This window comes from Naasia sp. (genome assembly GCF_025465545.1).
Lineage (GTDB): Bacteria > Actinomycetota > Actinomycetes > Actinomycetales > Microbacteriaceae > Naasia.
The window spans coordinates 42,692-66,244 of the sequence record NZ_JAODMK010000016.1; the positions used below are offsets into that span (position 1 = coordinate 42,692).

The 23,553-nt window shown below is 71.1% G+C and carries 25 protein-coding genes and 1 tRNA gene; 13 read left to right on the forward strand and 13 right to left on the reverse strand.

Annotated elements, in window-relative coordinates; translation table 11 throughout:
- Nucleotides 1–33: 33 nt before the first annotated feature.
- The 6 genes from JWR33_RS04885 to JWR33_RS04910 all read right to left on the reverse strand — a co-directional run bounded on the left by JWR33_RS04885 (nucleotide 34) and on the right by JWR33_RS04910 (nucleotide 4,846).
- Nucleotides 34–306, reverse strand: coding sequence for a DUF3618 domain-containing protein (locus JWR33_RS04885; RefSeq protein WP_297409933.1), 273 nt, complete (start codon nucleotides 304–306; stop codon nucleotides 34–36).
- A complete protein-coding gene (locus JWR33_RS04890; RefSeq protein WP_297409934.1) occupies nucleotides 296–715 on the reverse strand; it encodes a phage holin family protein in 420 nt (139 codons plus the stop codon). Before JWR33_RS04890 ends, JWR33_RS04885 begins: the two co-directional genes overlap by 11 nt.
- Before the next feature lie 8 nt (nucleotides 716–723).
- Complete coding sequence (locus JWR33_RS04895; protein ID WP_297409935.1) at nucleotides 724–1,023, reverse strand: YtxH domain-containing protein; 300 nt, start codon at nucleotides 1,021–1,023, stop codon at nucleotides 724–726.
- A gap of 123 nt (nucleotides 1,024–1,146) precedes the next feature.
- Nucleotides 1,147–2,499, reverse strand: a complete 1,353-nt coding sequence (locus JWR33_RS04900) for an FAD-dependent oxidoreductase (protein ID WP_297409936.1) — start codon at nucleotides 2,497–2,499, stop codon at nucleotides 1,147–1,149.
- Complete coding sequence (gene hemE, locus JWR33_RS04905; protein ID WP_297409937.1) at nucleotides 2,496–3,566, reverse strand: uroporphyrinogen decarboxylase; 1,071 nt, start codon at nucleotides 3,564–3,566, stop codon at nucleotides 2,496–2,498. Before hemE ends, JWR33_RS04900 begins: the two co-directional genes overlap by 4 nt.
- 44 nt (nucleotides 3,567–3,610) lie before the next feature.
- Nucleotides 3,611–4,846, reverse strand: coding sequence for a cobalamin-independent methionine synthase II family protein (locus JWR33_RS04910; protein WP_297409939.1), 1,236 nt, complete (start codon nucleotides 4,844–4,846; stop codon nucleotides 3,611–3,613).
- 222 nt (nucleotides 4,847–5,068) lie between these two features.
- Between JWR33_RS04910 and JWR33_RS04915 the strand changes: the two genes are divergently transcribed.
- The gene (locus tag JWR33_RS04915; protein WP_297409940.1) at nucleotides 5,069–6,358 is read left to right on the forward strand and encodes a glutamyl-tRNA reductase; all 1,290 of its coding nucleotides are present in this window, start codon (nucleotides 5,069–5,071) and stop codon (nucleotides 6,356–6,358) included.
- 24 nt (nucleotides 6,359–6,382) lie between these two features.
- On the opposite strand, the gene JWR33_RS04920 is transcribed toward JWR33_RS04915, so the two are convergent.
- Both JWR33_RS04920 and JWR33_RS04925 read right to left on the reverse strand, forming a co-directional pair.
- Nucleotides 6,383–7,285: a serine hydrolase gene (locus JWR33_RS04920; protein WP_297409941.1), complete on the reverse strand. Its 903-nt coding sequence runs from the start codon at nucleotides 7,283–7,285 to the stop codon at nucleotides 6,383–6,385.
- Complete coding sequence (locus JWR33_RS04925; RefSeq protein WP_297409942.1) at nucleotides 7,285–9,267, reverse strand: M13-type metalloendopeptidase; 1,983 nt, start codon at nucleotides 9,265–9,267, stop codon at nucleotides 7,285–7,287. The genes JWR33_RS04920 and JWR33_RS04925 overlap by 1 nt, the downstream gene beginning before the upstream one ends.
- Before the next feature lie 115 nt (nucleotides 9,268–9,382).
- Here JWR33_RS04925 and JWR33_RS04930 point away from each other — a divergent pair, with 115 nt between their 5' ends.
- The 4 genes from JWR33_RS04930 (at nucleotide 9,383) to JWR33_RS04945 (ending at nucleotide 12,379) form a co-directional block, all read left to right on the forward strand.
- The gene (locus tag JWR33_RS04930) at nucleotides 9,383–10,636 is read left to right on the forward strand and encodes an MFS transporter (RefSeq protein ID WP_297409943.1); all 1,254 of its coding nucleotides are present in this window, start codon (nucleotides 9,383–9,385) and stop codon (nucleotides 10,634–10,636) included.
- A gap of 9 nt (nucleotides 10,637–10,645) precedes the next feature.
- Nucleotides 10,646–11,341 carry an endonuclease NucS gene (nucS, locus tag JWR33_RS04935; RefSeq protein ID WP_297409945.1) on the forward strand — a complete coding sequence of 232 codons (696 nt, stop codon included), beginning with the start codon at nucleotides 10,646–10,648 and terminating at the stop codon, nucleotides 11,339–11,341.
- Between the two features lie 61 nt (nucleotides 11,342–11,402).
- A complete protein-coding gene (locus JWR33_RS04940; RefSeq protein WP_297409947.1) occupies nucleotides 11,403–12,074 on the forward strand; it encodes an HAD hydrolase-like protein in 672 nt (223 codons plus the stop codon).
- Between the two features lie 11 nt (nucleotides 12,075–12,085).
- Entirely contained in the window at nucleotides 12,086–12,379 is a 294-nt protein-coding gene (locus tag JWR33_RS04945; protein WP_297409949.1) for a putative quinol monooxygenase, read from the forward strand.
- Between the two features lie 47 nt (nucleotides 12,380–12,426).
- On the opposite strand, the gene JWR33_RS04950 is transcribed toward JWR33_RS04945, so the two are convergent.
- On the reverse strand, nucleotides 12,427–12,876 hold the full coding sequence (locus JWR33_RS04950; RefSeq protein ID WP_297409951.1) for a hypothetical protein: 450 nt from the start codon (nucleotides 12,874–12,876) through the stop codon (nucleotides 12,427–12,429).
- 88 nt (nucleotides 12,877–12,964) lie between these two features.
- Nucleotides 12,965–13,597 (reverse strand): helix-turn-helix domain-containing protein, encoded by a 633-nt coding sequence (locus JWR33_RS04955; protein ID WP_297409953.1) that lies wholly within the window; start codon nucleotides 13,595–13,597, stop codon nucleotides 12,965–12,967.
- A 74-nt stretch (nucleotides 13,598–13,671) separates the two neighbouring features.
- On the opposite strand from JWR33_RS04955, the gene folE reads away from it, so the two are divergent.
- From folE to tal, 5 genes are read left to right on the forward strand one after another with little or no spacing between them, the layout of a single operon-like run.
- On the forward strand, nucleotides 13,672–14,304 hold the full coding sequence (folE, locus tag JWR33_RS04960; RefSeq protein ID WP_297409954.1) for a GTP cyclohydrolase I: 633 nt from the start codon (nucleotides 13,672–13,674) through the stop codon (nucleotides 14,302–14,304).
- Between the two features lie 56 nt (nucleotides 14,305–14,360).
- Nucleotides 14,361–15,611 (forward strand): FAD-dependent oxidoreductase, encoded by a 1,251-nt coding sequence (locus JWR33_RS04965; protein ID WP_297409956.1) that lies wholly within the window; start codon nucleotides 14,361–14,363, stop codon nucleotides 15,609–15,611.
- Nucleotides 15,608–16,594 (forward strand): dihydropteroate synthase, encoded by a 987-nt coding sequence (gene folP, locus JWR33_RS04970; RefSeq protein WP_297409958.1) that lies wholly within the window; start codon nucleotides 15,608–15,610, stop codon nucleotides 16,592–16,594. Before JWR33_RS04965 ends, folP begins: the two co-directional genes overlap by 4 nt.
- Nucleotides 16,591–17,379: a pyrimidine reductase family protein gene (locus JWR33_RS04975; protein ID WP_297409960.1), complete on the forward strand. Its 789-nt coding sequence runs from the start codon at nucleotides 16,591–16,593 to the stop codon at nucleotides 17,377–17,379. The genes folP and JWR33_RS04975 overlap by 4 nt, the downstream gene beginning before the upstream one ends.
- Entirely contained in the window at nucleotides 17,376–18,497 is a 1,122-nt protein-coding gene (gene tal, locus JWR33_RS04980; protein WP_297409961.1) for a transaldolase, read from the forward strand. Before JWR33_RS04975 ends, tal begins: the two co-directional genes overlap by 4 nt.
- 6 nt (nucleotides 18,498–18,503) lie before the next feature.
- On the opposite strand, the gene JWR33_RS04985 is transcribed toward tal, so the two are convergent.
- From JWR33_RS04985 to JWR33_RS04995, 3 genes are all read right to left on the reverse strand, one after another.
- Nucleotides 18,504–19,244, reverse strand: a complete 741-nt coding sequence (locus JWR33_RS04985; RefSeq protein ID WP_297409963.1) for an ABC transporter permease — start codon at nucleotides 19,242–19,244, stop codon at nucleotides 18,504–18,506.
- 160 nt (nucleotides 19,245–19,404) lie between these two features.
- A complete protein-coding gene (locus JWR33_RS04990; RefSeq protein WP_297409964.1) occupies nucleotides 19,405–20,415 on the reverse strand; it encodes an ice-binding family protein in 1,011 nt (336 codons plus the stop codon).
- Between the two features lie 238 nt (nucleotides 20,416–20,653).
- A tRNA-Leu gene (locus JWR33_RS04995) sits at nucleotides 20,654–20,740 on the reverse strand.
- Between the two features lie 259 nt (nucleotides 20,741–20,999).
- On the opposite strand from JWR33_RS04995, the gene JWR33_RS05000 reads away from it, so the two are divergent.
- From JWR33_RS05000 to JWR33_RS05010, 3 genes are read left to right on the forward strand one after another with little or no spacing between them, the layout of a single operon-like run.
- Nucleotides 21,000–21,734: a DUF3662 and FHA domain-containing protein gene (locus tag JWR33_RS05000; RefSeq protein WP_297409965.1), complete on the forward strand. Its 735-nt coding sequence runs from the start codon at nucleotides 21,000–21,002 to the stop codon at nucleotides 21,732–21,734.
- Nucleotides 21,731–22,273 carry an FHA domain-containing protein gene (locus JWR33_RS05005; RefSeq protein ID WP_297409966.1) on the forward strand — a complete coding sequence of 181 codons (543 nt, stop codon included), beginning with the start codon at nucleotides 21,731–21,733 and terminating at the stop codon, nucleotides 22,271–22,273. The genes JWR33_RS05000 and JWR33_RS05005 overlap by 4 nt, the downstream gene beginning before the upstream one ends.
- Nucleotides 22,274–22,276: 3 nt before the next feature.
- Entirely contained in the window at nucleotides 22,277–23,542 is a 1,266-nt protein-coding gene (locus JWR33_RS05010) for a Stp1/IreP family PP2C-type Ser/Thr phosphatase (RefSeq protein ID WP_297409967.1), read from the forward strand.
- The last annotated feature ends 11 nt before the right edge of the window (nucleotides 23,543–23,553 follow it).

Here is a 23,553-nt window from a genome sequence, read left to right on the forward strand (position 1 = left end):
ACCCGGCATCGAGAGGGTCAAAACGAGCATCGCTCAGCGACGCACGAGCCTCCACGCGAGAAGTCCTCCCGCGGCGAGCACGACGGCCCCGGCCGTGGCGTACACCACGATCGGGTTCTCCTTGTTGATCCTGGCGAAAGCCTCGCGGGCACGGTCCGCGTACTGCTTGGCCTGCTTGGGGACGTTGAGGCGGTCCTCGATCGCGTCGAGCGTCTGCGCGAGCTTCTCGCGGGTGGACTCGATGTCCGACCGCAGCTCACCGAGCGCCCGCTCCTTGTGGCTCAGGTTCGAGTCGTCAGCGGTCATACTTCCCCATTCCCTTGAAGGCTCGGACGTCGTTCTTCACGCTCTCGATGGAGTCCTCGGGCGTGGGCGGAACGCCCTTCTTGACCCGCTTCATGCCGAGCAGCACCAGCACCACGACGATCACGAGCAGCACGAACGCCACCATCAGTGCCGCGAGCCACCCCGGGAACACCACAGCGAGGCCGAGGATCGCTGCGGTGAGCAGCACGGCGAAGAGGAAGAACCCGAAGAACGCCGCTCCGGCGAAGAAGCCGACCCCGATCCCGAGCTCGGTCAGCTTGCCGGTGACTTCCTTCTTGATCTGCTCGATCTCGTCGCGGATCAGCTGCCCGACGAGGCCGGGCACGTCCGCGATGAGCTGCAGCAGCGACTTGCGGTCGGTCTGCGGCTCGACGCGCACGGACGGCATGCCGTCTCCTATTCGGCGGGGGGCAGGGTGCCCGTGCCGCTGGTCGACGAGGACCCCTTGCCGGAGCGCTTGCCGACTTGGCTGACCTGGTTGACGACCTTCTTCGCGGTGTTGCTGACGACGGCCGGAACGTCCGACGCGTGGTCGTCGACGAAGCCCTGCACCTGCCCGACGCCGCGCTGCACGGCCGGGGTGTTCCAGAACCGCTCGGCGCTGGCCTTGATCTGCTCGTAGCGCTTGCGCCCGGCGCGCGTTCCCAGGACATATCCGGTGGCCGCGCCGGCGAGGAAAACCAACTTGCCCTTCATGGTCGCTCCGATCTGTTGGACGAGATGACCAGCGTAGCCGCATCACCGGAAGGGCCACCGGGGAGGTTGACAAGGGGCGAGGCCAGCCGGTCTGCCGCCTCCGCCGGCCCGCCGGCGGCGTCCTCAGTCGCCGCGGCCGGCCCGGTCGGCGTCCGCGATCACGGAGGCGAGGCCCGTGCCTGCCAGCCAGGCGCCCGTGAGGTCGAGTCCCTCGAGGCCGAGGGCCGCCGCACGCACGGCTTCGATCCGGGCCCGGACGCCGAGCAGGGCGCGCTGGCTCTCCTGCCGCCACTCGGTGATCGCCCAGTCGACCAGGTTGAGCTCGGTGCGACGCACGTCGAGGAGTCGCGCCGCGTCGGACAGCGCCAGGTCCCCCGCATCGATGGGGCGGGAACCGAATCCCGCAACGGTGCGGTAGCTCAGCCGCACCACGTGCCGTCCCGGCGGCAGGAGCGCGGCCAGCCACGGCCACTTGGCCGAACTGTGGGTGAGGGCGCGCGCCGCGACGGAGTCGACGCCGCGGGCGACGAGCACGCCGGAACCGCGGGGGAAGGAGTCGAGCGAGGGAGCGTCGAGCACGAGCGACACGACGGTGGTGCCGTGCGGCTCGGGCCAGCCCGCCAACGGCGCCGCCGGAAGCAGCGGCGCGAGCAGGGCGCGGGCGCTCGCGCCGTCGGAGGCGACGACCACCCGATCGGCCTCGAGCGCCTCGGCGGCGGTCTGCACGCGCCACTTCTCACCGACGCGCTCGACAGCGGTGACCGGCGAACCGGTCCGCGTGCCGACTCCGAAGCGGCCGAGCTCCCGCTCGAGCGCGGCCACCAGCGTGACCATGCCGCCGGGAAGCCCGACCACGGCGGAGCCCGCCGGTGCGGCGGCGCGCAGGGCGAGGACCGCGGAGGACAGCGATCCGGTGCGGGTCAGCTCCCCGTTCAGTAGCGGCACGAGCGACTCCACGTCCGCCTCATCCGGGTTCACCGCGTACACGTTCCCGACCACCGGTGCCACGAGCTCCTCGAGCACACGTGCGCCCATCCGCCTGCGCACCAGCGCGCCGAGGTTCCGCTCCCGTCCCACGGTGAGTTCGGGCAGCAGCCGATCCGCCCAGGCTCGCATCGCCGCTCGCGTGCCGATCACGGCGCGCACATCGGCCGCGAGCGGGAAGGCGGGGATGCCGAGCACTCCTGCCGCGGGCAGCGGGTACGCGCCCCGGGCGTTCTGCAGCCAGGCCCCGGAAGGCGCGGGCGGCACGGGCGTCAGGCCGAGCGCGGACAGCAGGGCGAGCGCGGTCCCGCCGCGCGCCGCGAGGCTCTCGGCTCCGGTGTCGACCGGCACGCCCGCGAGCTCGATCCCGGCGACGGCTCCGCCGAGGCGCTCGGCTCCCTCGAGCAGGACGACATCCGCTCCGGCGAGGGCCGCGGATCGCGCGGCGACCAGTCCGGCGATCCCACCGCCCACGACGAGGACCGAGGTCATGGCTGGGCGGGCAGCCCGTGCACGAAGGCGGTCAGCCGGGTGAGGACGTCCGGGTCGGTGTCGGCGGGCACCCCGTGCCCCAGGTTGAGCACGTGTGCCGGCGCGGAGCGTCCTCGCTCGATCACGTCGCGGACGTGCGCCTCGAGCACCGGCCACGGAGCGCTGAGCAGGGCGGGATCGATGTTGCCCTGCAGCGGGACCGGACCGAGTCGCGCGGCCGCCTGGTCGAGCGGGATGCGCCAGTCGACGCCCACCACGTCGACGCCGACGTCGCGCAGGTCGGGCAGGATCTCCCCCGTCCCCACGCCGAAGTGCACGAGCGGCACCTCGAGGTCCCGGACGGCGTCGAGGGCTCGCGCCGACGCCCAGGCGACGCATCGCCGGTAGTCACTCCGGGACAGGGAACCCGCCCAGGAGTCGAAGAGCTGACCTGCGCTCGCCCCCGCGAGCAGCTGAGCCCGGAGGAACGCGCCCGTGACGTCCGCCGTCCACTCCATCAGAGCCGTCCAGGCCTCGGGGTCGGCATGCATCATCGAGCGGGCACGCAGGTGGTCCTTGGAGGGCCCGCCCTCGACCAGGTAGGCAGCGAGGGTGAAGGGTGCACCGCCGAAGCCGATGAGCGGAGTTCCCCCGAGCTGGGACACGGTGCGCGCGACACCCTCCGTGATGGGCTTGAGCGCCTCCGGGGTCAGCACGTGCTCCCGGAGGCGGGTGACGTCCTCCGCGGTGCGCACCGGCGCATCGAGCACGGGACCCCGGCCCGGCACGATCTCGACGTCGACCCCGGCGAGCCGCAGGGGGATCACGATGTCGCTGAAGAAGATGGCGGCGTCCACCCCGTGCCGGCGCACCGGCTGGAGCGTGATCTCGCTCGCCAGCTCCGGGTCCAGGCAGGAGTCGAGCATCGGGACGCCCTCGCGGAGCGCCCGGTACTCCGGGAGCGAGCGTCCGGCCTGCCGCATGAACCACACCGGTGGCGTCGGCTGCCGCTCCCCGCGATACGCGCGGATGAGGGGAGCGCGACCGGTGCGGCCGTCGATCAGCGGATGGTCGGGGGGCAGCGGCACACCATCCAGTGTTCCACGGCCCGCCGGGTCCGTTCGGCGGAGGGTCAGCGCGCGGGCGAGAAGAGCCGCTCGCTCGCGATCCGCGCGCCCGCCGCCAGCGACTCGAGCTTCGCCCAGGCGATCTGCGGGTGGATGCGTCCGCCCAGTCCGCAGTCCGTGGAGGCGATCACGTTCGGGGCGCCGACGACCGACGCGAACCGCTCGATGCGCTCCGCGACGAGTTCCGGGTGCTCGACGACATTGGTGGCGTGACCGACGATCCCGGGGAGGATCAGCTTGCCCTCCGGCAGGGTCACGTCCTCCCACACCCGCCACTCGTGCTCGTGCCGGGCGTTCGCGGCCTCGAAGGAGTACGCGCCCGCATCGATTTCGAGCAGGAGCCCCACGATGTCCCGCAGGCCGATGTCCGTCGTGTGCGGGCCGTGCCAGCTTCCCCAGCACAGGTGGAAGCGGATGCGGTCCTCGGGCAGCCCGCGCAGCGCGTGGTTGAGCGCCTCGACGCGGATGCGGGTGAACGCCTGGTAGTCCTCGACGCTCGGCTCGGGGTTGATCTGATCCCAGTTCTCGGCGATGGAGGGGTCGTCGATCTGCAGGATCAGGCCGCCGTCGATCACGGCCTGGTACTCCTCCCGCAGCACGTCGGCCCACGCCCAGATGTGCTCCTCCTCGGTGGCGTAGAAGTCGTTGGCGATGCGGGCGCCGCTGCCGGGGGAGAGCGAGGTGAGAAAGCCGTCCTCGACGCCGGCGCGATCCAGGGCGGCGCGCAGGTTCGCGACATCGGAGCGGATCGCCTCGTGCCCGATGTAGCGCAGCGGTCCGGTCGTGGACGGGAATGCGGTCGCCGTCGTGCCCGTGGAGATGCCGCTCGTCGGATCGCTGTAGGCCTCGCGGAAGATCGTCCAGTCCCGCCGATCGGGGAAGGTGGTGAGCCGGACCCTGCCCGGCTCGGACCGCACCGGCTCCGCGCTGAAGGGGTCCTGCCCGGTGAGTGAGAGGCCGGCGACGCGCTGGAAGGAGTAGGACCACCAGGCGCCGTAGTCCACCGCGCTCGACATGGCCTTGCCGTATTCGCCGTCGCCCGGGACCGTGATTCCCGCTGCCGTCTGCCGCGCGACGAGGTCGCTGACCGCGTCGGCGAGGAGCGCATCGAACGCAGGGGTGCGCCGGAGGGTGAAGCCGTCGTCCTCGAGCTCCCGCGCCTCGTTGGCGGCGATCAGCTCAGGCGTCCGCGGAAGGGAGCCGGCGTGGGACGTCTGGATGCGGTCGCTGCTGTTGCGCATGGGTGCCTCGCTTGAAGTCGGGGGCCCGGAATCCTTCCGATCCGGGGCAGCGCTGCCGGGACGGCGCGAGGCTTCGCGTTCGCTGCCCCTCCAGCGTCGCACCGAGGGCCCTCTCTCGCTTCCCTCGCGTCACGAGCCGTAACGGTCATCCGGCCATTCCCCTCGATCTGCGCCAAGGAGGACGAGGGCCAGTGCACAGCCCCGAAGAAATAGACTCGTTCCGTGCTCCTCTGTCTGTCCGCGAGTCATCGCACCGCGGCCTTCGAACTCCTGGAGCGTCTCTCGACCGGCGCAGCCACCCTCGGGCAGGCTCTGATCCCCGCTGACGGATCGGTCGAAGGCGCTGTCGTGCTCGCGACCTGCAACCGCTTCGAGGCCTACCTCGACGTCCGTGGGCCGGCCGACGAGGTCCGGGACGCCGCCGCGGGGCGCGCCATCGACATCGTCTCGGGCATCACGGGAGTGAGCCCGGCGGAACTCTCCGGCGCGGTCGCCGTGCATGCCGACGCCGCTGCGGCGGAGCACCTCTTCGCCGTGTCCAGCGGCCTCGAGTCCGTGGTGGTGGGCGAGGGTGAGATCTCCGGCCAGGTCCGTCGCGCCCTCGAGTCCGCGCGCCGTTCCGGCACCACCTCTCCTGATCTCGAACGCGTCTTCCAGCGGGCCTCGACCGCATCCCGCGAGGTGCAGAACCGCACCGGGCTGGGCGGCGCCGGACGCTCGATCGTGCGCCTCGCCCTCGACCTCGCCTCCTCCCGCATCGCCGACTGGCAGGCGCAGAATGTGCTGCTCGTCGGCACCGGCGCCTACGCGGGCGCATGCCTCGCCGCCCTGCGGGACCGCGGCGTCACCGAGGTCGGAGTCTTCTCCCCGTCGGGTCGCGCCTCCCGCTTCGCGGCCCGCGAAGGGGTGCGGCCGGTCGAGGCCGATCAACTGGCCGACGCGCTGGACGCCGCCACCGTCGTGGTCACCTGCAGCACCGCGCCCGCCGTTGTGCTCACCGCCGAGATGCTCGCCGCCTCGCTGGAGCGGTCCGCTGGCAAGCGCGTGTTCGTGATGGACCTCGGGCTCCCCCGGAACGTCGACCCCGCGGTCGCCCGCGTGCCCGGGGCCGAGCTGCTCGACCTCGAGACCATCCGGCTGCATGCGCCGCTCGCCGAGCTCAACGCTCCCGACGACGCCCGTGACCTCGTGGGCCGCGCCGCCGCCGCCTTCACCGCGGAGAGCACCGAGCACCAGGTGAAGTCGGCCGTCGTCGCCTACCGCACGCACGTCTTCGACGTCCTCGAGGCGGAGCTCGAGCGGCTGCAGGCGCGGGGCGAGAGCAGCCCGGAGACCGAGCGCGCGCTGCGTCATCTGGTGAGCGTGCTCGTGCACCGGCCGACTCAGCGGGCGAAGGAGCTCGCGCGGGCGGGGCAGGGCGAGCGGGTCGTCGACGCCCTCAACACCCTCTTCGACCTCGGCGTGACACTCGACGCAGAGCACGGGCGCGCATCCGAGGACGCGGTCGGCTGATCGCCGCGGCGCCGCCGCCGGCGCTCAGTGCACGTACTCCAGCAGGTCGGTGCCGATCGTGCGCATGGCTCCGATCGCCTCGAGCCGGTCGTCGATGCGTCGATCCTGGAAGACGAGGGTCACGGCGTAGGCGACGCTCGCCCTCGGTCCGCGGAGCACGCCGGCCTCGGCTCGCACCCCCTGGTCCGTTCCCGTCTTGTTGAAGAGGGTGAGGTTGTGATCCGGTCGGCTGTGCGCCAGTGGGTCCAGCCCGAACGCCGCCGCGACCAGCGACAGGTCCATGCCGAGCATCAGCCAGTCCACCACCCGGTAGCTCGTCGCGGGATCGATCAGCTCGCCCCGCGCGAGGGCGCCGAAGAGCCAGGTGAGCTCCTCGGCCGAGCCGACGGACAGCTGAGGAGCGTCGTCGGGTCCCCGCCTGTCGCGCACCCGGTCGAGCAGGGCCGTCCGGCGGATGCCGATCTCCTCGGCGCGCAGCCGGACGGAGTCGAGTCCGACCCGGCGCAGCAGCACGTTGGTCGCCAGGTTGTCGCTCGTCGAGGCCACCAGAGCCGCGAGGTCGGCGAGCGGGAACGACGGGGCCGAGAGGTGCTGCCAGATTCCCGAGTCGGCGGCGTAGTCCACCGGCTCGCGGTCGAGGATGTCATAGCGGGAGCTCGTGCCGTTGCCGATCCGGGCGGATACCTCGAGCAGCAGCAGGACCTTGCCGATGCTCGCCGTGGGGAGCACGAGCGAGTCGTCGACCGAGAGCAGCACCTTGCCGGTCGAGAGGTCCACCGCTCGAGCCGACACCTGCGCCCCGCCGAGGGCGAGGTCGGCGAGCGCGCCGAAGCCCGCGACGAAATTCTCGGTGCGGTCGAGTCCCCTGTGCCGTCCGTTGATCGCGTCCCCGCGACCCTCGCGCCTCGTGCTGTCGGCGGTGGGCATCACCAGATGGTGACCCGCTGGGCGGGGGGAAGCCAGAGGCCGTCCGTCTCGGTGACTCCGAAGGCCTCGTAGAAGGGCTCCAGATTGCGGACGATCTGATTGCACCGGAACTCGTTGGGCGAGTGCGGGTCGATGGCCAGCAGACGCCGCACCTCCTCGTCGCGTCCCTTCATCTGCCAGGCCTGAGCCCAGGAGAGGAAGAAGCGCTCAGCGCCGGTGAGCCCGTCGATCAGGGGCGGCTCCTCGCCGCCGAGGGAGAGCAAGTAGGCCTTCCAGGCGATGCCCAGACCACCGAGGTCGCCGATGTTCTCGCCGATCGTGAGCGCGCCGTTCACGTGCGAGTCGGGCACCTGTTGCGGGGCGAGCGCGTCGTACTGCTCGATGAGCGACGCGGTCCGGGTCTCGAAGGCCGCCCGGTCCTCCTCGGTCCACCAGTCGGTGAGTCGGCCGTCGCCGTCGAAGCGCGAGCCCTGGTCATCGAAGCCATGGCCGATCTCGTGCCCGATGACGCCACCGATGGCGCCGTAGTTGGCGGCCGCGTCCCGGTCGGGCGTGAAGAACGGGTACTGCAGGATCGCGGCCGGGAACACGATCTCGTTGAACCCCGGGTTGTAGTACGCGTTGATCGTCTGCGGGGTCATGAACCACTCGTCGCGGTCCAGCGGCCTGCCGATCTTGGCGAGCTCGCGTGCGAACTCGAACTCGGCGGCACGGCGCACGTTCCCCAGGAGGTCGGTGGGATCGACGACGAGGTCCGAGTAGTCACGCCATCTGACGGGGTAGCCGATCTTCGGCGTGAACTTGTCGAGCTTCTCCAGTGCGCGCTGCCGGGTCTCCGCACTCATCCAGTCGAGCCCCTGGATGGAGGTCCGGTACGCCTCCACGAGGTGATCGACCAGGTCGTCCATGGCCTCCTTCGCGGCCGGCGGGAAGTGCCTCTCCACGTAGATGCGGCCGACGGCCTCGCCGAGCGCGCCCTCCACGAGCGAGACGCCCCGCTTCCACCGCGCCCGCAGCTCCGGAGTGCCGGTCAGCGTGCGGCCGTAGAAGCCGAAGTTCTCGTCCACGAAGGCGCTGGAGAGGTAGGGGGCGGCGCTGTGCAGGAGCTGCCAGCAGAGCCAATCCCGCCAGGACTCGAGCCGGTCCTCGACGAGGAGCCGCCCGAGACCCTCGAGGAAGCTGGGCTCGCGCACGACGACCTCGTCGAGCGCGGACTCGGGAACGTCGAGTCCTTCACGCCACACTGCGATGCCTGCCGCGGCGCCCCCGTCGACCAGCTCCTCGACCGCCGCCCACGACTTGAGGTTGTAGGTGGCCTGGCTGTCCCGGGTGCGCACGTTGTCCCAGTGCTCCGCGGCGAGCGCCGTCTCCAGCGCGACGACCCGGTCGGCGCGGGCCTCGGCGTCGTCGAAGCCGCCGAGCTCCAGCATCCGGGCGATGTGCGAGCGGTACGCGGCGCGGACCTCGGCGAACTTCTCCTCCCGGTAGTAGCTCTCGTTGGGAAGTCCGAGGCCGGACTGCTCGACGAAGACGAGGTAGCGCTCGGGGTTGCCCGGATCGTTGTCGACGAAGAGCTGCACGAACCCGGGGGCGCCGGACCGCTCGAGACGCCCGACCGTCGCCAGCAGCGAGGGGATCGAGTCCACCGCGCGGGCAGCATCCAGGAGGCCCTCGATCGGGCGCGCTCCCAGCTCCTCGATCCGCTCCTCGTCCATGAAGCTGGAGTAGAGGTCGCCGACCCTGCCCTGCTCCGTGCCGGACTCCGAGCCCTGGGCCTCCAGGATGATGTCGCGGACGGCCTTCTCGGCCTCCTCGGCCAGGACGTAGAAGGAGCCGTACCTCGCGCGGTCCGCGGGAATCTCGGTGCGCTCGATCCATCGCCCGTTCGCATGGCGGAAGAGGTCGTCCTGCGGCCGGATGGCGGGGTCGAGCTCGTCGAGCGCGATGCCCGACGTGAAGGGGATCGGGGCACTGTTGCTCATGATTCGACAGCCTATTCGCCGGGCCCGGGACCTCGCGTCCCCGGTCGGTCACCAGGACAGCTCTCGCGCGGGGCGGTGGTCGGCGCGTCGGTCTCTCCTCTCGTAGCGTTGGGGCATGAGCGCTCCCGCCCTGACCCGCCGCCAGGTGACCGGATGGCGCAACGCCGTGTTCGTCACCTTCGCCCTCTCGGGCTTCGCGATCGCCACCTGGCTGTCCCGGGTGCCCGCTGTACGGGATGAGCTGGGCGTGTCCACGTCGACTCTCGGACTCGTGCTCTTCGGCATCGCGGTGGGGTCGATCATCGGGCTGGTGCTCTCGAGCCATGTGATCGCCAAGGCCGGCACCGCGCGTGGGGTGCTGTTCGGCCTCGGCGTCGGCGTGCTCGGTCTTCCCGTTGCGGCCTTCGGCTCGCAGCTCGGTCAGCCGGTGCTGTGCTTCGCCGGGCTGCTCGTGTTCGGCGCGGGCAGCGGGCTCTGCGATGTCGCGATGAACGTGTCGGGGGCCGCGAACGAACGCGTCATCGGGCGCGCGATCATGCCGCTCTTCCATGCGATGTTCAGTGCCGGCACGGTGCTGGGCGTCGGCATCGGCGCCCTCGCCGAGGCCTGGGGGGTGCCGGTGCTCGTGCATGTGAGCGCGGCGACTGCGGTGCTGCTCGTCGCGGTGGTCGTGACGCTGCGCTGGTATCAGCCGGAGCACTCGGAGTCCTCAGGAACGAGCGCGCACGAGGCGCGGACGGAGGGCTGGCGCACCCGCCTGGCGGTGTGGCGGGAGCCGCGCACCCTCCTGATCGGACTCATCGTGCTCGGGATGGCGTTCACGGAGGGATCCGCCAACGACTGGCTGCCCCTCGCCATGGTCGACGGGCATGGGCTCGACAACGCAACAGGGGCGGTCGTGCTCGGCGTGTTCCTCGTCTCGATGACCATCGGGCGGGTGCTGGGCGTCTTCGTGCTCGACCGCTTCGGGCGGGTGCCTGTCCTGCGGGCCTCGGCGGGCCTGGCCGCCATCGGCCTCGGCGTGATCATCTTCGTGCCCTCCCCCGAGCTCGCCGTCGTCGGTGCCGTGCTGTGGGGTCTCGGCGCCTCGCTGGGCTTCCCCGTCGGCATGTCCGCGGCCGCCGACGAGCCCCGCCGGGCCGCCGCGCGGGTGAGCGCCGTCGCGACCATCGGGTACGTCGCGTTCCTCGTCGGCCCGCCCCTCATCGGCTTCCTCGCCGACCAGGTGGGACTCCTCCTGGCGCTCGGCGTGGTCCTCGTCCTCGTCGCCCTGGCGGGCCTCGTCTCGCATTCCGCACGGGAGCTGCCGGCCGCGGACGGCGCGCCCGTCGACTCCGAGCCGGGCGGCGCAGCGGCCGTCCGCGGTTAGGCTCGACGAATGCGCTTGGTGGTCGCTCGATGCTCCGTCGACTACGCCGGGCGGCTCAGCGCACACCTGCCGCTCGCCCCCCGCGTGCTCATGGTGAAGGCCGACGGAAGCGTGCTCGTGCACTCGGACGGCGGCTCGTACAAGCCGCTCAACTGGATGAGCCCGCCCTGCTCCCTGGTGGTCAGCGAGCCGGACGAGGACCAGCTCGCCGCCGGCGTCACCGAACTGTGGACCGTCACCAACGCGAAGACCAGCGACCTGCTCGTCGTGTCGGTGCACGAGGTGCTCTCCGACAGCAGCCACGACCTGGGCATCGACCCGGGCCTCGTGAAGGACGGCGTCGAGGCGGATCTGCAGAAGCTCCTCGCGGAGCAGATCGAGCTGCTCGGCGACGGCCACACGCTCGTCCGGCGGGAATACATGACCGCCATCGGACCGGTCGACATCCTCGCCCGCGACCCTGAGGGCCGCAGTGTCGCGGTCGAGCTGAAGCGCCGGGGGGACATCGACGGCGTCGAGCAGCTGACCCGCTACCTGGAGCTGATGAACCGGGACCCGCACCTGGCGCCCGTCACCGGGGTCTTCGCCGCTCAGGAGATCAAGCCGCAGGCGCGCACGCTCGCGCAGGACCGGGGTATCCGCTGCCTCCTGCTCGACTACGACTCGATGCGCGGCATGGACGACTCCCACCACCGCCTGTTCTGACCCGGCCAGACCCCGTGTTCTGGGAGTCGGAGCGATCAGGCGCGCCACGTAGGCTGTTTGCATGAACACGCCGGTCCAGTGGAGCTGTGTGCTGTTCGACCTCGACGGCACCATCGCCGACTCGGCGGCGGGCATCACCTCGACACTCGCGCACACCCTCGAGACGATGGGCAAGCCCGTCCCGCCGCCCGCCGAGCTCCTCGCCTTCGTCGGCCCTCCCATCATGGACGGCTTCGCCGCACTGGGGCTGAACCAGTCGGAGAGCCAGAGGGCCCTCCGTCTGTACCGCGCTCGGTACGCCGAGCGCGGGGCCTTCGACAGCGCCATGTTCCCCGGCATCGAGGAGACCGTGCGGACCCTGCACGACACGGGTGTTCCCATCGCCCTCGCGACCTCCAAGCCGGAGCTGCAGGCCACGCGGATGCTCGAGCACTACGGGCTCGCGGACCTCTTCACCTTCATCGGCGGCGCGAGCGAGGACGAGACCCGCAGCGAGAAGGCGGACGTGATCGCCTATGTGCTCGACAACCTCCGTGCCGAGCGGGTCGACCTGAGCAGCCCGGTGATGGTCGGCGACCGCGTCCACGACGTGGAGGGCGCGCTCGCCAACGACCTGCCGGTGATCTTCGTCCAGTGGGGCTACGGCGCCGAGGTGGAGCAGGCGGGAAGCATCGCGGCGGTCGCGAGCCCGTCCGAGCTGCTGATGCTCCTGCTGCCCGAACTCGCCGCCTGAGAGGACAAGCCATGGTGAAGGCCCTGTACGCCGAGTTCGTCGCGAAGGTGGGCGCCGATGAGGAGCTCGCCCGCCGGGTCGCGGAACTGACCGACGCGGTCCGGCAGGAGCCCGGGAACGTCGCGTTCGTCCCCTACCGGCTCGAGGAGGACCCGCGCCGCTGGTTCGTCTACGAGGTGTACCAGGACGAGGACGCGTTCCGCGCACACATCACCGCTCCCCACAGTGACGCGTTCAACGCCGTGCTGCCGACCCTCATCGAGGGCGACGGCTCCGTGCTCACCTGGCTCACGCCGACGACCTGACCCGGCGTGCTGTCCCAGGGCCGTCTCGCGCGGACCAGCGCAGCGGACTAGGCGTGCCTGATCTCGCCGAACGCGGCGATCTGCTCGCCCTTCTCGGCGCAGTAGCCCGTGACCGAGCCGACATAGCCGTCGGGCCCGCCGGCCGCAGCCACTGCAGCGGCCACGTCGAGGATGCGCCCCATGCCGGTCACCGGGTCGCCATCGGTGAAGGTGTCGCCGAGCTGAACGAAGACCTGATCGGCATCCTGCTGGAACTCCCGAGGCCAGACGATGAAGTAGGTGCCGTCCTCGTTCTTCAGGTGGAAGCAGCCGTTGCCGGCGATCCAGATGGTCCCCTGCAGCGCAGTCACCGTCCCGGTGGACAGCTCGAGATCGCTGACGGTCGGCACTCCCAGTCCTGCCTCCGTCGAGTCGTCCGCGCATCCGGACACCCCCACCAGCGCGGCCAGCAGCACCGCGAGGATGATGCCGGCACGAGCCCGGCGCTGGGCGATCATGGCCGAAAGCTACACCCGGACACGCTCCGCCTGCGGCATCGCTGCCCTGGCCGTCCCGGAGGGCTCCTCGGCGGTGCCGTGGCGCCCGCTAAGTGCGGCTGATCCAGGCGCAACAGGGGGACTCCGCGGGAGCAGTGCGCACCCGAGCCGTCGAATCGTTCGCGCCGTCGAGCACCCCTTCCAGCAGCGCACCGTTGAGTGCGCACACCACCTCGGTGTGGGCACGAGCCAGGCGATGGAAGGGACAGTTGCCGAGCGCGATCCCGTCCTCGCGTTCGACGGGCTCGAACCCGTTGTCGCGGAGTGCCGCCTCCGTGCTCCCCGCCGCCTCCCCGAGCTCCTCGCCGCGGGCGCGCGCCGCGCTCCGCAGCAGCTCGGAAAGCCCGGGCAGCTGCTCCGCGCCGCTCTCGATCGCCCCGGCCAGGATGTCGCCCATCAGCTCGTAGCGGCGGGGCGGGATCGACGTGCTGATCTCCGAGACCGCCGCGGAGTAGAACACCGCAGGCCGACCGGATCCTGGGCCGGTGCGGTCTGTCGTCTTGCGGGTGGTCGTCACCAGGGCGCCCGCCCGCGTCATCCGCTCCAGGTGCGCCGCGATCGTGCTCTTGGGGAGGCCGAGCAGATCGGACGCCTCGTTCCTGCTCACCGGTCGATCCGAGGCGAGGATCAGGCGGAAGAGCGCCCTGCCGATCGAGTCGGCCTCGCGGGGGCTTTCATCCATGGCCGTCTCCATCCTTGACATCCCTCCGGTTCCGTTCTAACTTCAGCTTACCGAATTTTAGAAGGAAGGCCAGCATGCAGGCCCTGCCCACTCCCGCGTCGAGCCCGGCGGTGCACGACCATGCTCCTCTGAGTGTGCATCAGGGCGGAGGCGTTCTGCGTCCTTCCCCTCAGGACCGGACCGACCCCGCCGAGCACGCCGTGGCTGCCCTCCTCGACGCACTCGGACGTGATCACTCCGACCCGCACCTCGTCGACACCCCGCGCAGGGTGGCCGAGGCGCTGCGCGAGATGCTCACGCCCCGCCCGACCCGGTGGACCACCTTTCCCAACGAGGACTCCTACGCGGACCTCGTCCTGGTGACGGGGATCCCCTTCCACTCCCTCTGTGCCCACCACCTGCTCCCGTTCCGCGGCGTCGCGTGCATCGGCTACGTCCCCGGATCCCGCCTGATCGGGCTCTCCAAGCTCGCCAGGGGACTCGAGCAGTTCGCCCGCGACCTGCAGCTCCAGGAGCGGCTCACGCTCCAGACGGCCGACTGGCTGGAGGAGACCCTCGAGCCGCTCGGGGTCGGAGTCGTCCTCGAAGCCGAGCACCTGTGCATGTCGCTGCGGGGCGTGCAGGCCACCGGCTCACTCACCAGGACTGCCGCCTTCCGCGGGGTCCTCACCGACGCCGGGCCGCTGCGCCTGCGCTTCCCCGGCTGACCGCGCTGGCGAGACCCGTCACCAGCGCAGGCACCCGACTCGAAGAGGAGACCATCGTGGAGACACCCGGAGTGATCATCGTCGGCGCCGGACTGACCGGCGCGACCGCCGCACTCACTCTCCGCGAGGAGGGATTCACCGGCTCGGTCACGCTCGTCGGAGCTGAGCCTCATCTTCCCTACCTCCGGCCGCCCCTCTCGAAGGGGTTCCTGGCCGGCAGCGAGGACGAAGCATCTCTCGCCGTCGCTCCCCCGGGCGGCTACGCCGATGCGGGGATCGATGTCGTGCTCGACCAGCGGGTCCTGACCGTCGACACGGTGCTGCGTCGCGCGACGCTGTCGGACGGTCGATCGCTCGCGTACGCGGATCTGCTCCTGGCCACTGGCGCGTCGCCCCGCACCCTCACCCTTCCCGGCGCCACGCTCGACGGCGTCCTCACCCTGAGGTCGCTGGACGACGCGAAGAGGATGCGGGGCGCGATCACCGGCTCCGGCGACCCGTCCACCGTGCGGCTCGTCATCGTGGGCGCAGGCTGGATCGGCATGGAGGTCGCCGCGACGGCCCGGGCCCTCGGCGCTGCGGTCACCGTGGTCGCGCCGGATGCGATCCCGCTCGCTGCGGCGCTCGGTCCGCAGATCGGGACCCTCTTCGCCGAGCGGCACGCACGGGCCGGGGTCGGGTTCCGCCTCGATTCCCGGCCCCGAGAGCTGATCGGCCAGGGGGGCCGCGTCAGCGGGGTGCGGCTGGCGACCGGCGAGGCGCTGCCGGCCGACCTCGTGCTGATCGCCGTCGGGGCGACGCCGAACGTCGAGCTCGCGGCGAGCTCCGGGATCGCCACGGACAACGGCATCCTGGTCGACCAGTTCCTGCGCACCAGCACCGCCCATGTCTACGCGGCCGGGGACGCCGCCTCCGTCTACGACCCGGCCCTCGGCGGGCACCAGCGGAACGAGCACTGGGCGAACGCCATCGCCTCCGGGGAAGCGGCCGCGCGCTCCATCCTGGGCACGGGCTCGGGTCTCACGGCGATCCCGTACTTCTACACCGACCAGTTCGACATCGGCATGGAGTACTCCGGCTACCCCTCGCTGGCGCGCGACGCGCAGCTGATCTTCCGGGGCGAGCCGGGCGCCGGGGCGTATGTCGCCTTCTGGGCGGTCCCGGAACACGACGGCCGCCTGATCGTGGTCGCCGGAATGAGCGTCAACACCTGGGACGTGCAGGACGAGATCCGCGAGCTGATCTCCTCCCGTCGACCGGTGGCGCCGGTCGAACTGACCCGGGCTCCTCTGCCGGCAGCGTCATGACCCCGACCACGGCCCTCTCCGGCCTCGAGGCGAGGTCCGCCCCGGAGATCCAGCCGTACCCCGCCGCGGAGCCGCCACTCACCGATCCCATCCGCCGCTTCGGAACTCGGACGATCGACTTCCGCCGGCATGTCGCCATCATGGCCGTGGTGAATCGGACCCCGGACTCCTTCTACGACCGAGGGAGGACCTTCCCGCTGGCCACGGCGGTCGCTGCCGCTCGAGCCGCCGTCGCCGCAGGAGCGGAGTGGGTCGACATCGGCGGCCAGCCGTTCGCGCCGGGGCGGCGGCTGAGCGTGGCCGAGGAGTGCGACCGGGTCCTCCCGCTGGTCGAGGAGGTGCGCCGCACCACCGACGCCGTCATCTCCGTCGACACCTTCGAGCCCGAGGTCGCGGCGCGCAGCATTCGCGCGGGAGCCGACGTGATCAACGACACGTCGGGCCTGCGGGACCCCGCGGTCGCCGCAGTCGTCGCGGCATCCGGCGCCTCCCTGATCCTCGTGCACAGTCTCGCGGCTCCACGCACGCCCTTTCCGCACCCGACCTACGGGGACGTGGTGTCCGAGGTCGTCGGCTTCCTCTCCGCTCGCGTGGATGACGCGATGAAGGAGGGGGTGCCCGCGGATCGCCTCCTCGTGGACCCCGGCCACGACCTCAACAAGAACACCCTCCATTCCCTTCAGCTGTGCCTCCGGCTGGCGGAGGTGACGCGCCTCGGCTTTCCCACGGTCGCTGCTGTGTCGAACAAGGACTTCATCGGCGAGACCCTCGGCCAGGAGCGGCAGGAGCGGCAGGCCGGCTCGCTGGCCGCCGCTGTGCTCTGCATCCTGCAAGGCGCCCGGATCCTGCGGATGCACGACCCCGCTGCCGCCTGGTCGGCGGCGCGCCTGACCGAATCGGTGCTCGGCTGGCGGCCGCCCGTCCTGCTCCGTCACAACATGGGCGAGGCCAACGTGGACGCCCCACTGGAGCGCACGTCGTGATCGAGCGTCTCTGGCCCCCTCCGGCGGTCGCCCTCAGCGAGGATGACATCGCGGCGGCATACGCGACGCCTCACGGCGCCCCACCGGCCGTGCGGTTCAACTTCGTCGAGAGCTCAGACGGGGCGGCGACCTTCCAGGGCCGGTCCGCGGGCCTCGGATCCGCCGACGACCAGCTTCTCCTCCACCTGCTGCGGCGCACGGCCGATGTGCTGCTCCTCGGTGCGGGCACGGTGAGAGCTGAGGGGTACGGAGGTGAGCTGCTGCGGGCGGCCGATCTCGCCTGGCGCACCGAGCACGGGGCGTCGGAACGGCCGGCCGTCGCAATCGTGTCGGCCACGCTGGACCTCGACCCATGGTCATCGTTCTTCACCTCCTCGCTCGTCCGCCCGATCGTCTTCACGACAGAAGCGGCCGATCCAGAGGCGCGCGCCGCCTTCGCCCGAGTGGCCGAGGTCGTGATCTGCGGGGGAAGCACCGCGGAGCCGCACCGGATCGTGCAGGAGCTCACAGACCGCGGTCATCGACGGCTCCTCTCGGAGGGCGGCCCCCGCCTCTTCGGGGCCTTCCAGCAAGCCGGGCTCGTGCACGAGCTGTGTCTCACTCTCGCCGCCGCCCTGGTCGGCGGTCCCAACACGCGGATCGCCCTCGCGGCTCGGGAGAACGCCGAGCCCGTTCGTCTCACTCTCGCGCAGGTGCTGAGAAGTGGCGACACGCTCTTCCTGCGCTATCGAGTGCCGGAACCAGGGACGTCGGCGACCGCCGGCGGAGGGAGGACGGTCTCATGAACCAGCGTCTCGCAGCGCTGACCGAAGCAGGAGTGTCGGTCTGGCTCGACGATCTCAGCCGGAACCGCATCGTGTCCGGCAGCCTGGCCCGCCTCGTCGAGGAGGACGGCGTCACCGGGGTCACGACGAATCCCAGCATCTTCGCGAAGGCCATCGCGGACGGCGGCGCGTACGACGCGCAGCTCGAGGACCTCGTGCGCCGGGGTCTCGGCCTCGACGATGTGGTGCGAGAGCTGACCGCGACCGACGTGCGGGACGCCTGCGACATCCTGCTGCCGATCAGCCAGGCGACGGAGGGCATCGACGGCCGCGTCTCCATCGAGGTGGACCCGAGGAACGGCCATGACCCTGCGGCCATGCTGGAGGAGGCATCTGCGCTCTGGCGGCTCGTCGACCGGCGGAACCTCTTCATCAAGGTGCCAGCCACGCGCGCAGGACTGCCGGTCATCGCGGCCCTGCTCGGCGACGGGATCAGCGTGAATGTGACTCTGATCTTCTCGCTCGAGCGCTATGGCGCGGTCCAGTCCGCGTTCCTGGCAGGCATGGAGAAGGCGGCCGCCACGGGCAGGGCACTGGGGGCGATCGCCTCCGTCGCCTCCTTCTTCGTCTCGCGCGTGGACACGGAGGTCGACGCGCGGCTGGAGCGCATCGGCACCGCCGGGGCGGCGGCGCTTCGCGGCCGTGCTGCGATCGCGAACGCCCGGCTCGCGCATCGGATGCACGAGCAGCTGCTCGGCTCCTCGCGCTGGGCCACCCTGCAGTCGGCGGGCGCCTCCCCGCAGCGGCCGCTCTGGGCCTCCACCTCGGTCAAGGACCCCGCCTATCCGGACACCCGCTATGTGGACGAGCTGATCGCGGACGGCGTGGTCAACACGATGCCGGAGGCGACGCTGCGGGCCGTCGCCGATCACGGCACCGTGACTGCGGACTCGATACGCCCGTTCTACGACGACGCGGCCGGAGTCCTCGCCGACCTGCAGTCGATCGGGATCTCGTACGCCGACGTGGTGGAGACGCTGGAACGCGAGGGCCTGGCGGCCTTCGAGAAGAGCTGGGCCGGCCTCTTCGAGCAGCTGAAGAGCAGGCTGGAGGAGCTGCGGCAGGGCGGCCGAGCCTGAGCCGGATCAGTCCACCGGAAGGAGGGGCAGCGTTCGCGGCGCCCCGAAGAAGATGCTGGTGGCGCCGACGACGATGGCCCCGGCAGCGAGGACCGCCGCGAGGACCAGAACCTGGAACTGCGCGGCGTCGAGGGGCGATGCGCCGCCGAAGATCGCTCCCACGAACGCACCAGGGAGGGTGACGATCCCGGTCGTCCTCGCCTGGTCGGTCGAGGGGATGAGGGCGGTGGATGAGGCGGAGCGCACCGCTCGGCGGGTCGCTCGCCGCGGTGTGGCGCCGAGCGCGAGCCACCCTTCGATCTCGTCCCGCTGGCCTGCGATCGCCGACTGGAGCGACCGGCCGGCCAGCGTCGTGACGGTCATCGCGTTGCCGATGATGATGCCTCCGGTCGCCAGCACGTAGCGGGGAGTGAAGTCGATCGCCTGAGTGGCGAAGACGAGGAGCAGCGGCACCGCGGCGGCCGTCACGAGGATCAGCGCGATCAGCGGGACGCGTCCGGGGCCGATCCGCAGCCGGCTCGCGACCACCGCCGTGGCCGCGACCACCATGACACCGAGGAAGACCGCGACCCAGACCGGGTCCGACACGATTCCGGAGAGCAGGACGCTCAGCACTCCCAGCTGCACGACGGCCCGGAGGATCGCCCACGGCTGCAGCCACGCGTGCTGCACTCCGACCGCGCGCACGAGTGCATAGGTGACCGCCACGAGGAGCGCGACGGTGAGGACGGTGCGAGCAATGTCCATCGGTGCGTCACACCGGGGCGGGAATCGGTGTCGAGCTGGCCGCCGGGTTCACGGCACGGGAGTCTATCCCCGCACGCCGGAGCCCCGAGCGGCGCATGAGCTTCCCGATCAGGAATCGAGGGAAGGGTGGCGGGCACCACGGGAGGTGCCCGCATCCGCCTCAGCTGTTGGCGATGCGGCGCCGCGCGACCAGCAGGACACCGCCGGTGAGCACGAGCAGACCAGCCGATCCGATCATCAGTCCGCCATCGATGCCGGTCTCGGCGAGGAGCGTGCCCCCTGCAGTGGAATCCTCCACAGTCGTCGTGGTCCCGCCCCCGGAGGCGTCCGTGCCGGTGCCAGTGCCGTCTCCCTCAGTGCCGCCGTCCGCGGACCCGCCGTCGGTCGGCGTGCCGTCGTCGGTCCCGCTCCCGTCGTCCGCCGGTGCGCCGCCGTCATCGACGGTGCCGCAGTCCGGGGCGGAGATCACGTTGTTGAGCAGGGTCACGGCGCCGCTCTGCGCGAGCAGGCGTCCGGTCACGGGCGCGTTCGTGCCCACCGAGATGGACGTGAGTGCGAACACGTTGCCCACGAAGGAGGCTCCGTTGAGAGTCGCTGAACTGGTCACCTGCCAGTAGACGTTGCAGGCGCTCGCTTCGCCGGCGAGCTCGACCTCGCTGCCGACCATCGCGGTCAACGCGCTCGGGGACTGAAAGATCCAGACGTCGTCCGCGCCACCGGTGAGGGTGAGCTTGCCGTCGATCTGTGCGATGTTGTCGTAGACGCCAGGGCCCAGATCGGAGCCGCCGAGGTCGCCGTCCGCTTCCGTTCCGGTTGCGCCCTTGTTCTGGAGGAAGGTGTAGCCGGCCTGCGAGGCGAGCTGCGCATCAGCGGCATCAGCGTCCGTCGTATGGATGGTCCCGTGGACCTGCTCGGCGAGCAGCCCGGTGATGGCGGTACCCGGGCTCAGGCCGACATCGCCGGTGATGTCGGTGCCGGCGCCATCGTTGGTGACGGTCGAGCCGCCGAGGACGGCGTAGCCCGACGCAAGACCGAGGATGTCGCCGTCGGTGGGGGCCGCGGCATACGCGGCCGTCGACCCGGCCAGGCCGATCGCCAAGGCGGCGGGCAGGCCCAGCGCAACCAGGATCGGCCGACGGAATCCGGAGCGGGATTGGTGGGAGGTATTCATACGACGTGCGCCCTTTCGAGGTTTCGCCCTGTTCTCGGGTGGACGCATCCCCCACTATCCAGCAGAAGACCTGATAATCGGGGACATTGACGCCCCCAGTTTGGGGTGTGTGCCCTGCGGTCAGTATCTCCAGGGTCGGTGCGTAAACGTGGCCGACACACGGGGAAACAGAAAAGGGCCCTCGCGGACCCTTTTCTCCTCGTGCGTTTCGCTCATCCAGAGAGACGGATCTCCTGGTTGGTGCGCGAGGGGGGAGTTGAACCCCCACGCCCTCACGGGCACACGGACCTGAACCGTGCGCGTCTGCCTATTCCGCCACTCGCGCTCACCACCAGCGCTCTCGCGCCGACGAACGAGATTACCACGGCGGCGGTGCCCCTACGCCCCCGTGCGACCGAGCCCTCGCCGCCCCCGCTGCCGTCCTCGACCGCGAGGCTGAGCGGCCCCTGCCGGAGCGAGGATGAGCGGCCCCTGCCGGAGGCGGACTCCGGCAGGGCGCACAGGGAGCCCGAAGCGACCCGGCTACCATTCAGTAAGCCATGCGCGGCATTTCCGCGCGCGCACGACCGGAAGGCCGCGATCCCGTGGGCATACTCGACAACTTCGAAAGAGGTCTCGAGCGCGCGGTCAACGGCGCCTTCGCCAGGACGTTCAAATCGGGCCTTCAGCCGATCGAGATCACCGCGGCGCTGCGCAAAGAACTGGACACCCATGCGGCGATCGTGGCGCGCGACCGCATCCTGGTACCCAACCGCTTCACGGTGCGGCTCGCGCCGGGCGACCACGAGCGGATGACCGCGATCGGCTCCAGCCTCACCGACGAGCTCACCTCGCTCGTGCAGCAGCACGCCCGTTCGCAGGGCTACCAGTTCGCGGGCCCGATCAGCATCACGCTCGACCGCGATGTCCATCTCACCGAGGGCCTGCTGCAGGTCGAGTCGGGCAGCGTGAGCGGAAAGGTCTCGTGGACCGCCGTCGTGGAGGTGGCGGGCACCCGGTACCCGCTGAAGCGCGGCCGGACGGTCATCGGCCGCGGCTCGGAGGCCGACATCACCGTCGAGGACAGCGGGACCAGCCGCAAGCACGTCGAGCTGCTCTGGGACGGCGAGCGGGCGCAGGTCAACGACCTCGGCAGCACGAACGGCACCACCCTGAACGGCGCGCGCGTCGAGCGCGCACTGCTCCCGCCCGACTCAGTTGTGCAGATCGGGCGGACCCGGATCGTGTTCCGGGTGCTGCCCCAGTCGGACGACCCCGACGTGGCTCAAGGCGGAGCGCAGCCCGGCGACCTCGGAAACTTCTGGGGCGAGGGCCGATGAGCGAGCTGACCCTCCTGATCCTGCGCATCGCGTTCCTCGCGGTGCTGTGGGCATTCGTGTTCGCCATCGTCTACGCCCTGCGCTCCGACCTCTTCGGCAGCCGTGTGCGCAAGCTCCAGCAGCAGCAGTCCCCGGCGTTCGCCGCGACGGCTCCGGCCCCTCCGGCAGCTCCCCCCGCCGTCCAGTCGCTTCCCACCGGGCCACCCATTCCGGTGCAGGGCGCCGCCAAGCCGATGGCGACCACTCGCACCGCCGCCCGGCTCGTCATCACGTCGGGCCCCAAGGCCGGCGTGGAGATCCCGCTCGGAACGGAACCCCTCACCATCGGCCGCTCGGGTGAGTCGGGCCTGCAGATCCGCGACGACTACACGTCCACGCACCACGCACGCCTGCTGCTGTGGAACGACGAGTGGGTCATCCAGGACCTCGACTCCACCAACGGAACGTTCCTCGACGGCAAGCGCATCACCGTTCCCACGCAGGTCCCCGTCAACACCCCCGTGAAGGTCGGTGCCACCACGTTCGAGCTGCGGCGGTAGCCGGTGCCCCAGAAGACCCTGGCCGCCGCCGTCTCCCACGTCGGCAAGGTCCGCTCCAACAACCAGGACTCCGCCTTCGCCGGATCCCAGCTGTTCGTCGTCGCCGACGGCATGGGCGGGCACGCCGGCGGTGACGTGGCGAGCGCGATCGCCGTGAACCGGATCGCCGAGACCGACACGGCGCAGTACGCGTCCGTGCAGGACGCCGAGTTCGCCCTGCAGTCGGCGCTGGTGGCGGCGAATCAGCTGCTCGCGGAGACGGTGTTCGAGCATCCCGAGCTGACGGGGATGGGCACGACGGTGTCCGCGATGATCCGGGTGGGCGACAGCATCGCCATCGCCCACATCGGCGACTCGCGCATCTACCTCCTTCGAGAGGGCGAGCTCTCCCAGATCACGATCGATCACACCTTCGTGCAGCGGCTGGTCGACAGCGGCCGCATCACGCCGGAGGAGGCGTTGGTGCACCCGCGCCGGTCCGTGCTGATGCGCGTGCTCGGCGACATCGACCAGGCCCCGGAGATCGACACGAGCATCATCGGCACCGCCGCGGGCGACCGCTGGCTCATCTGCTCCGACGGCCTGAGCAGCTATGTCGGCGAGGACCGCATCCGCTCGATCCTCGGGGACAACTCCACGCCTTCCGACGTGGCGGACCGGCTCATCAAGGAGGCGCTCGAGCAGGGCGCGCCCGACAACGTGACGGTCGTCGTCGCCGACATCGATCCGACATCGCCGGAGGCGGACTCCCCCACGGCCGCGGTCACGGTCGGCTCGGCCGCCGCGCCGCTGGAATTCGACAGCGAGTCCGGCCGGCGCCTGCGGCTCCCGAGCCTGCTGCTGCACCCCATCAAAGCCACCGCCGTGGCGCGGGAGACCCATCTCGACGCGGACGACGACGACTACCTCGACAACCTCATCGAGGCGGATCGACGCCGGTCGCGGCGACGCACCATCACCTGGCTGATCGGCATCGCGATCCTCGTCATCGGGATCATCCTGGCGATCGTCCTCGGCTACCGCTGGACGCAGACCCAGTTCTATGTCGGGGTGAGCGAGGGCCACGTCGCCATCTACCGGGGCATCCAGGCCTCCGTCGGGCCACTCCCGCTCTCCGCGGTCTACGAGGAGAGCGGCATCCCCGTCGAGGACCTGCCCGCCTACTACCAGCGCCAGCTCGAGGCGACCATCTCGGCCGGCGACGAGCAGCGCGCGCTCTCGATCGTGACCAACCTGGCAACCATCACCTCTCCGGGGACGGCCTCGTGAGCGCGCCGACG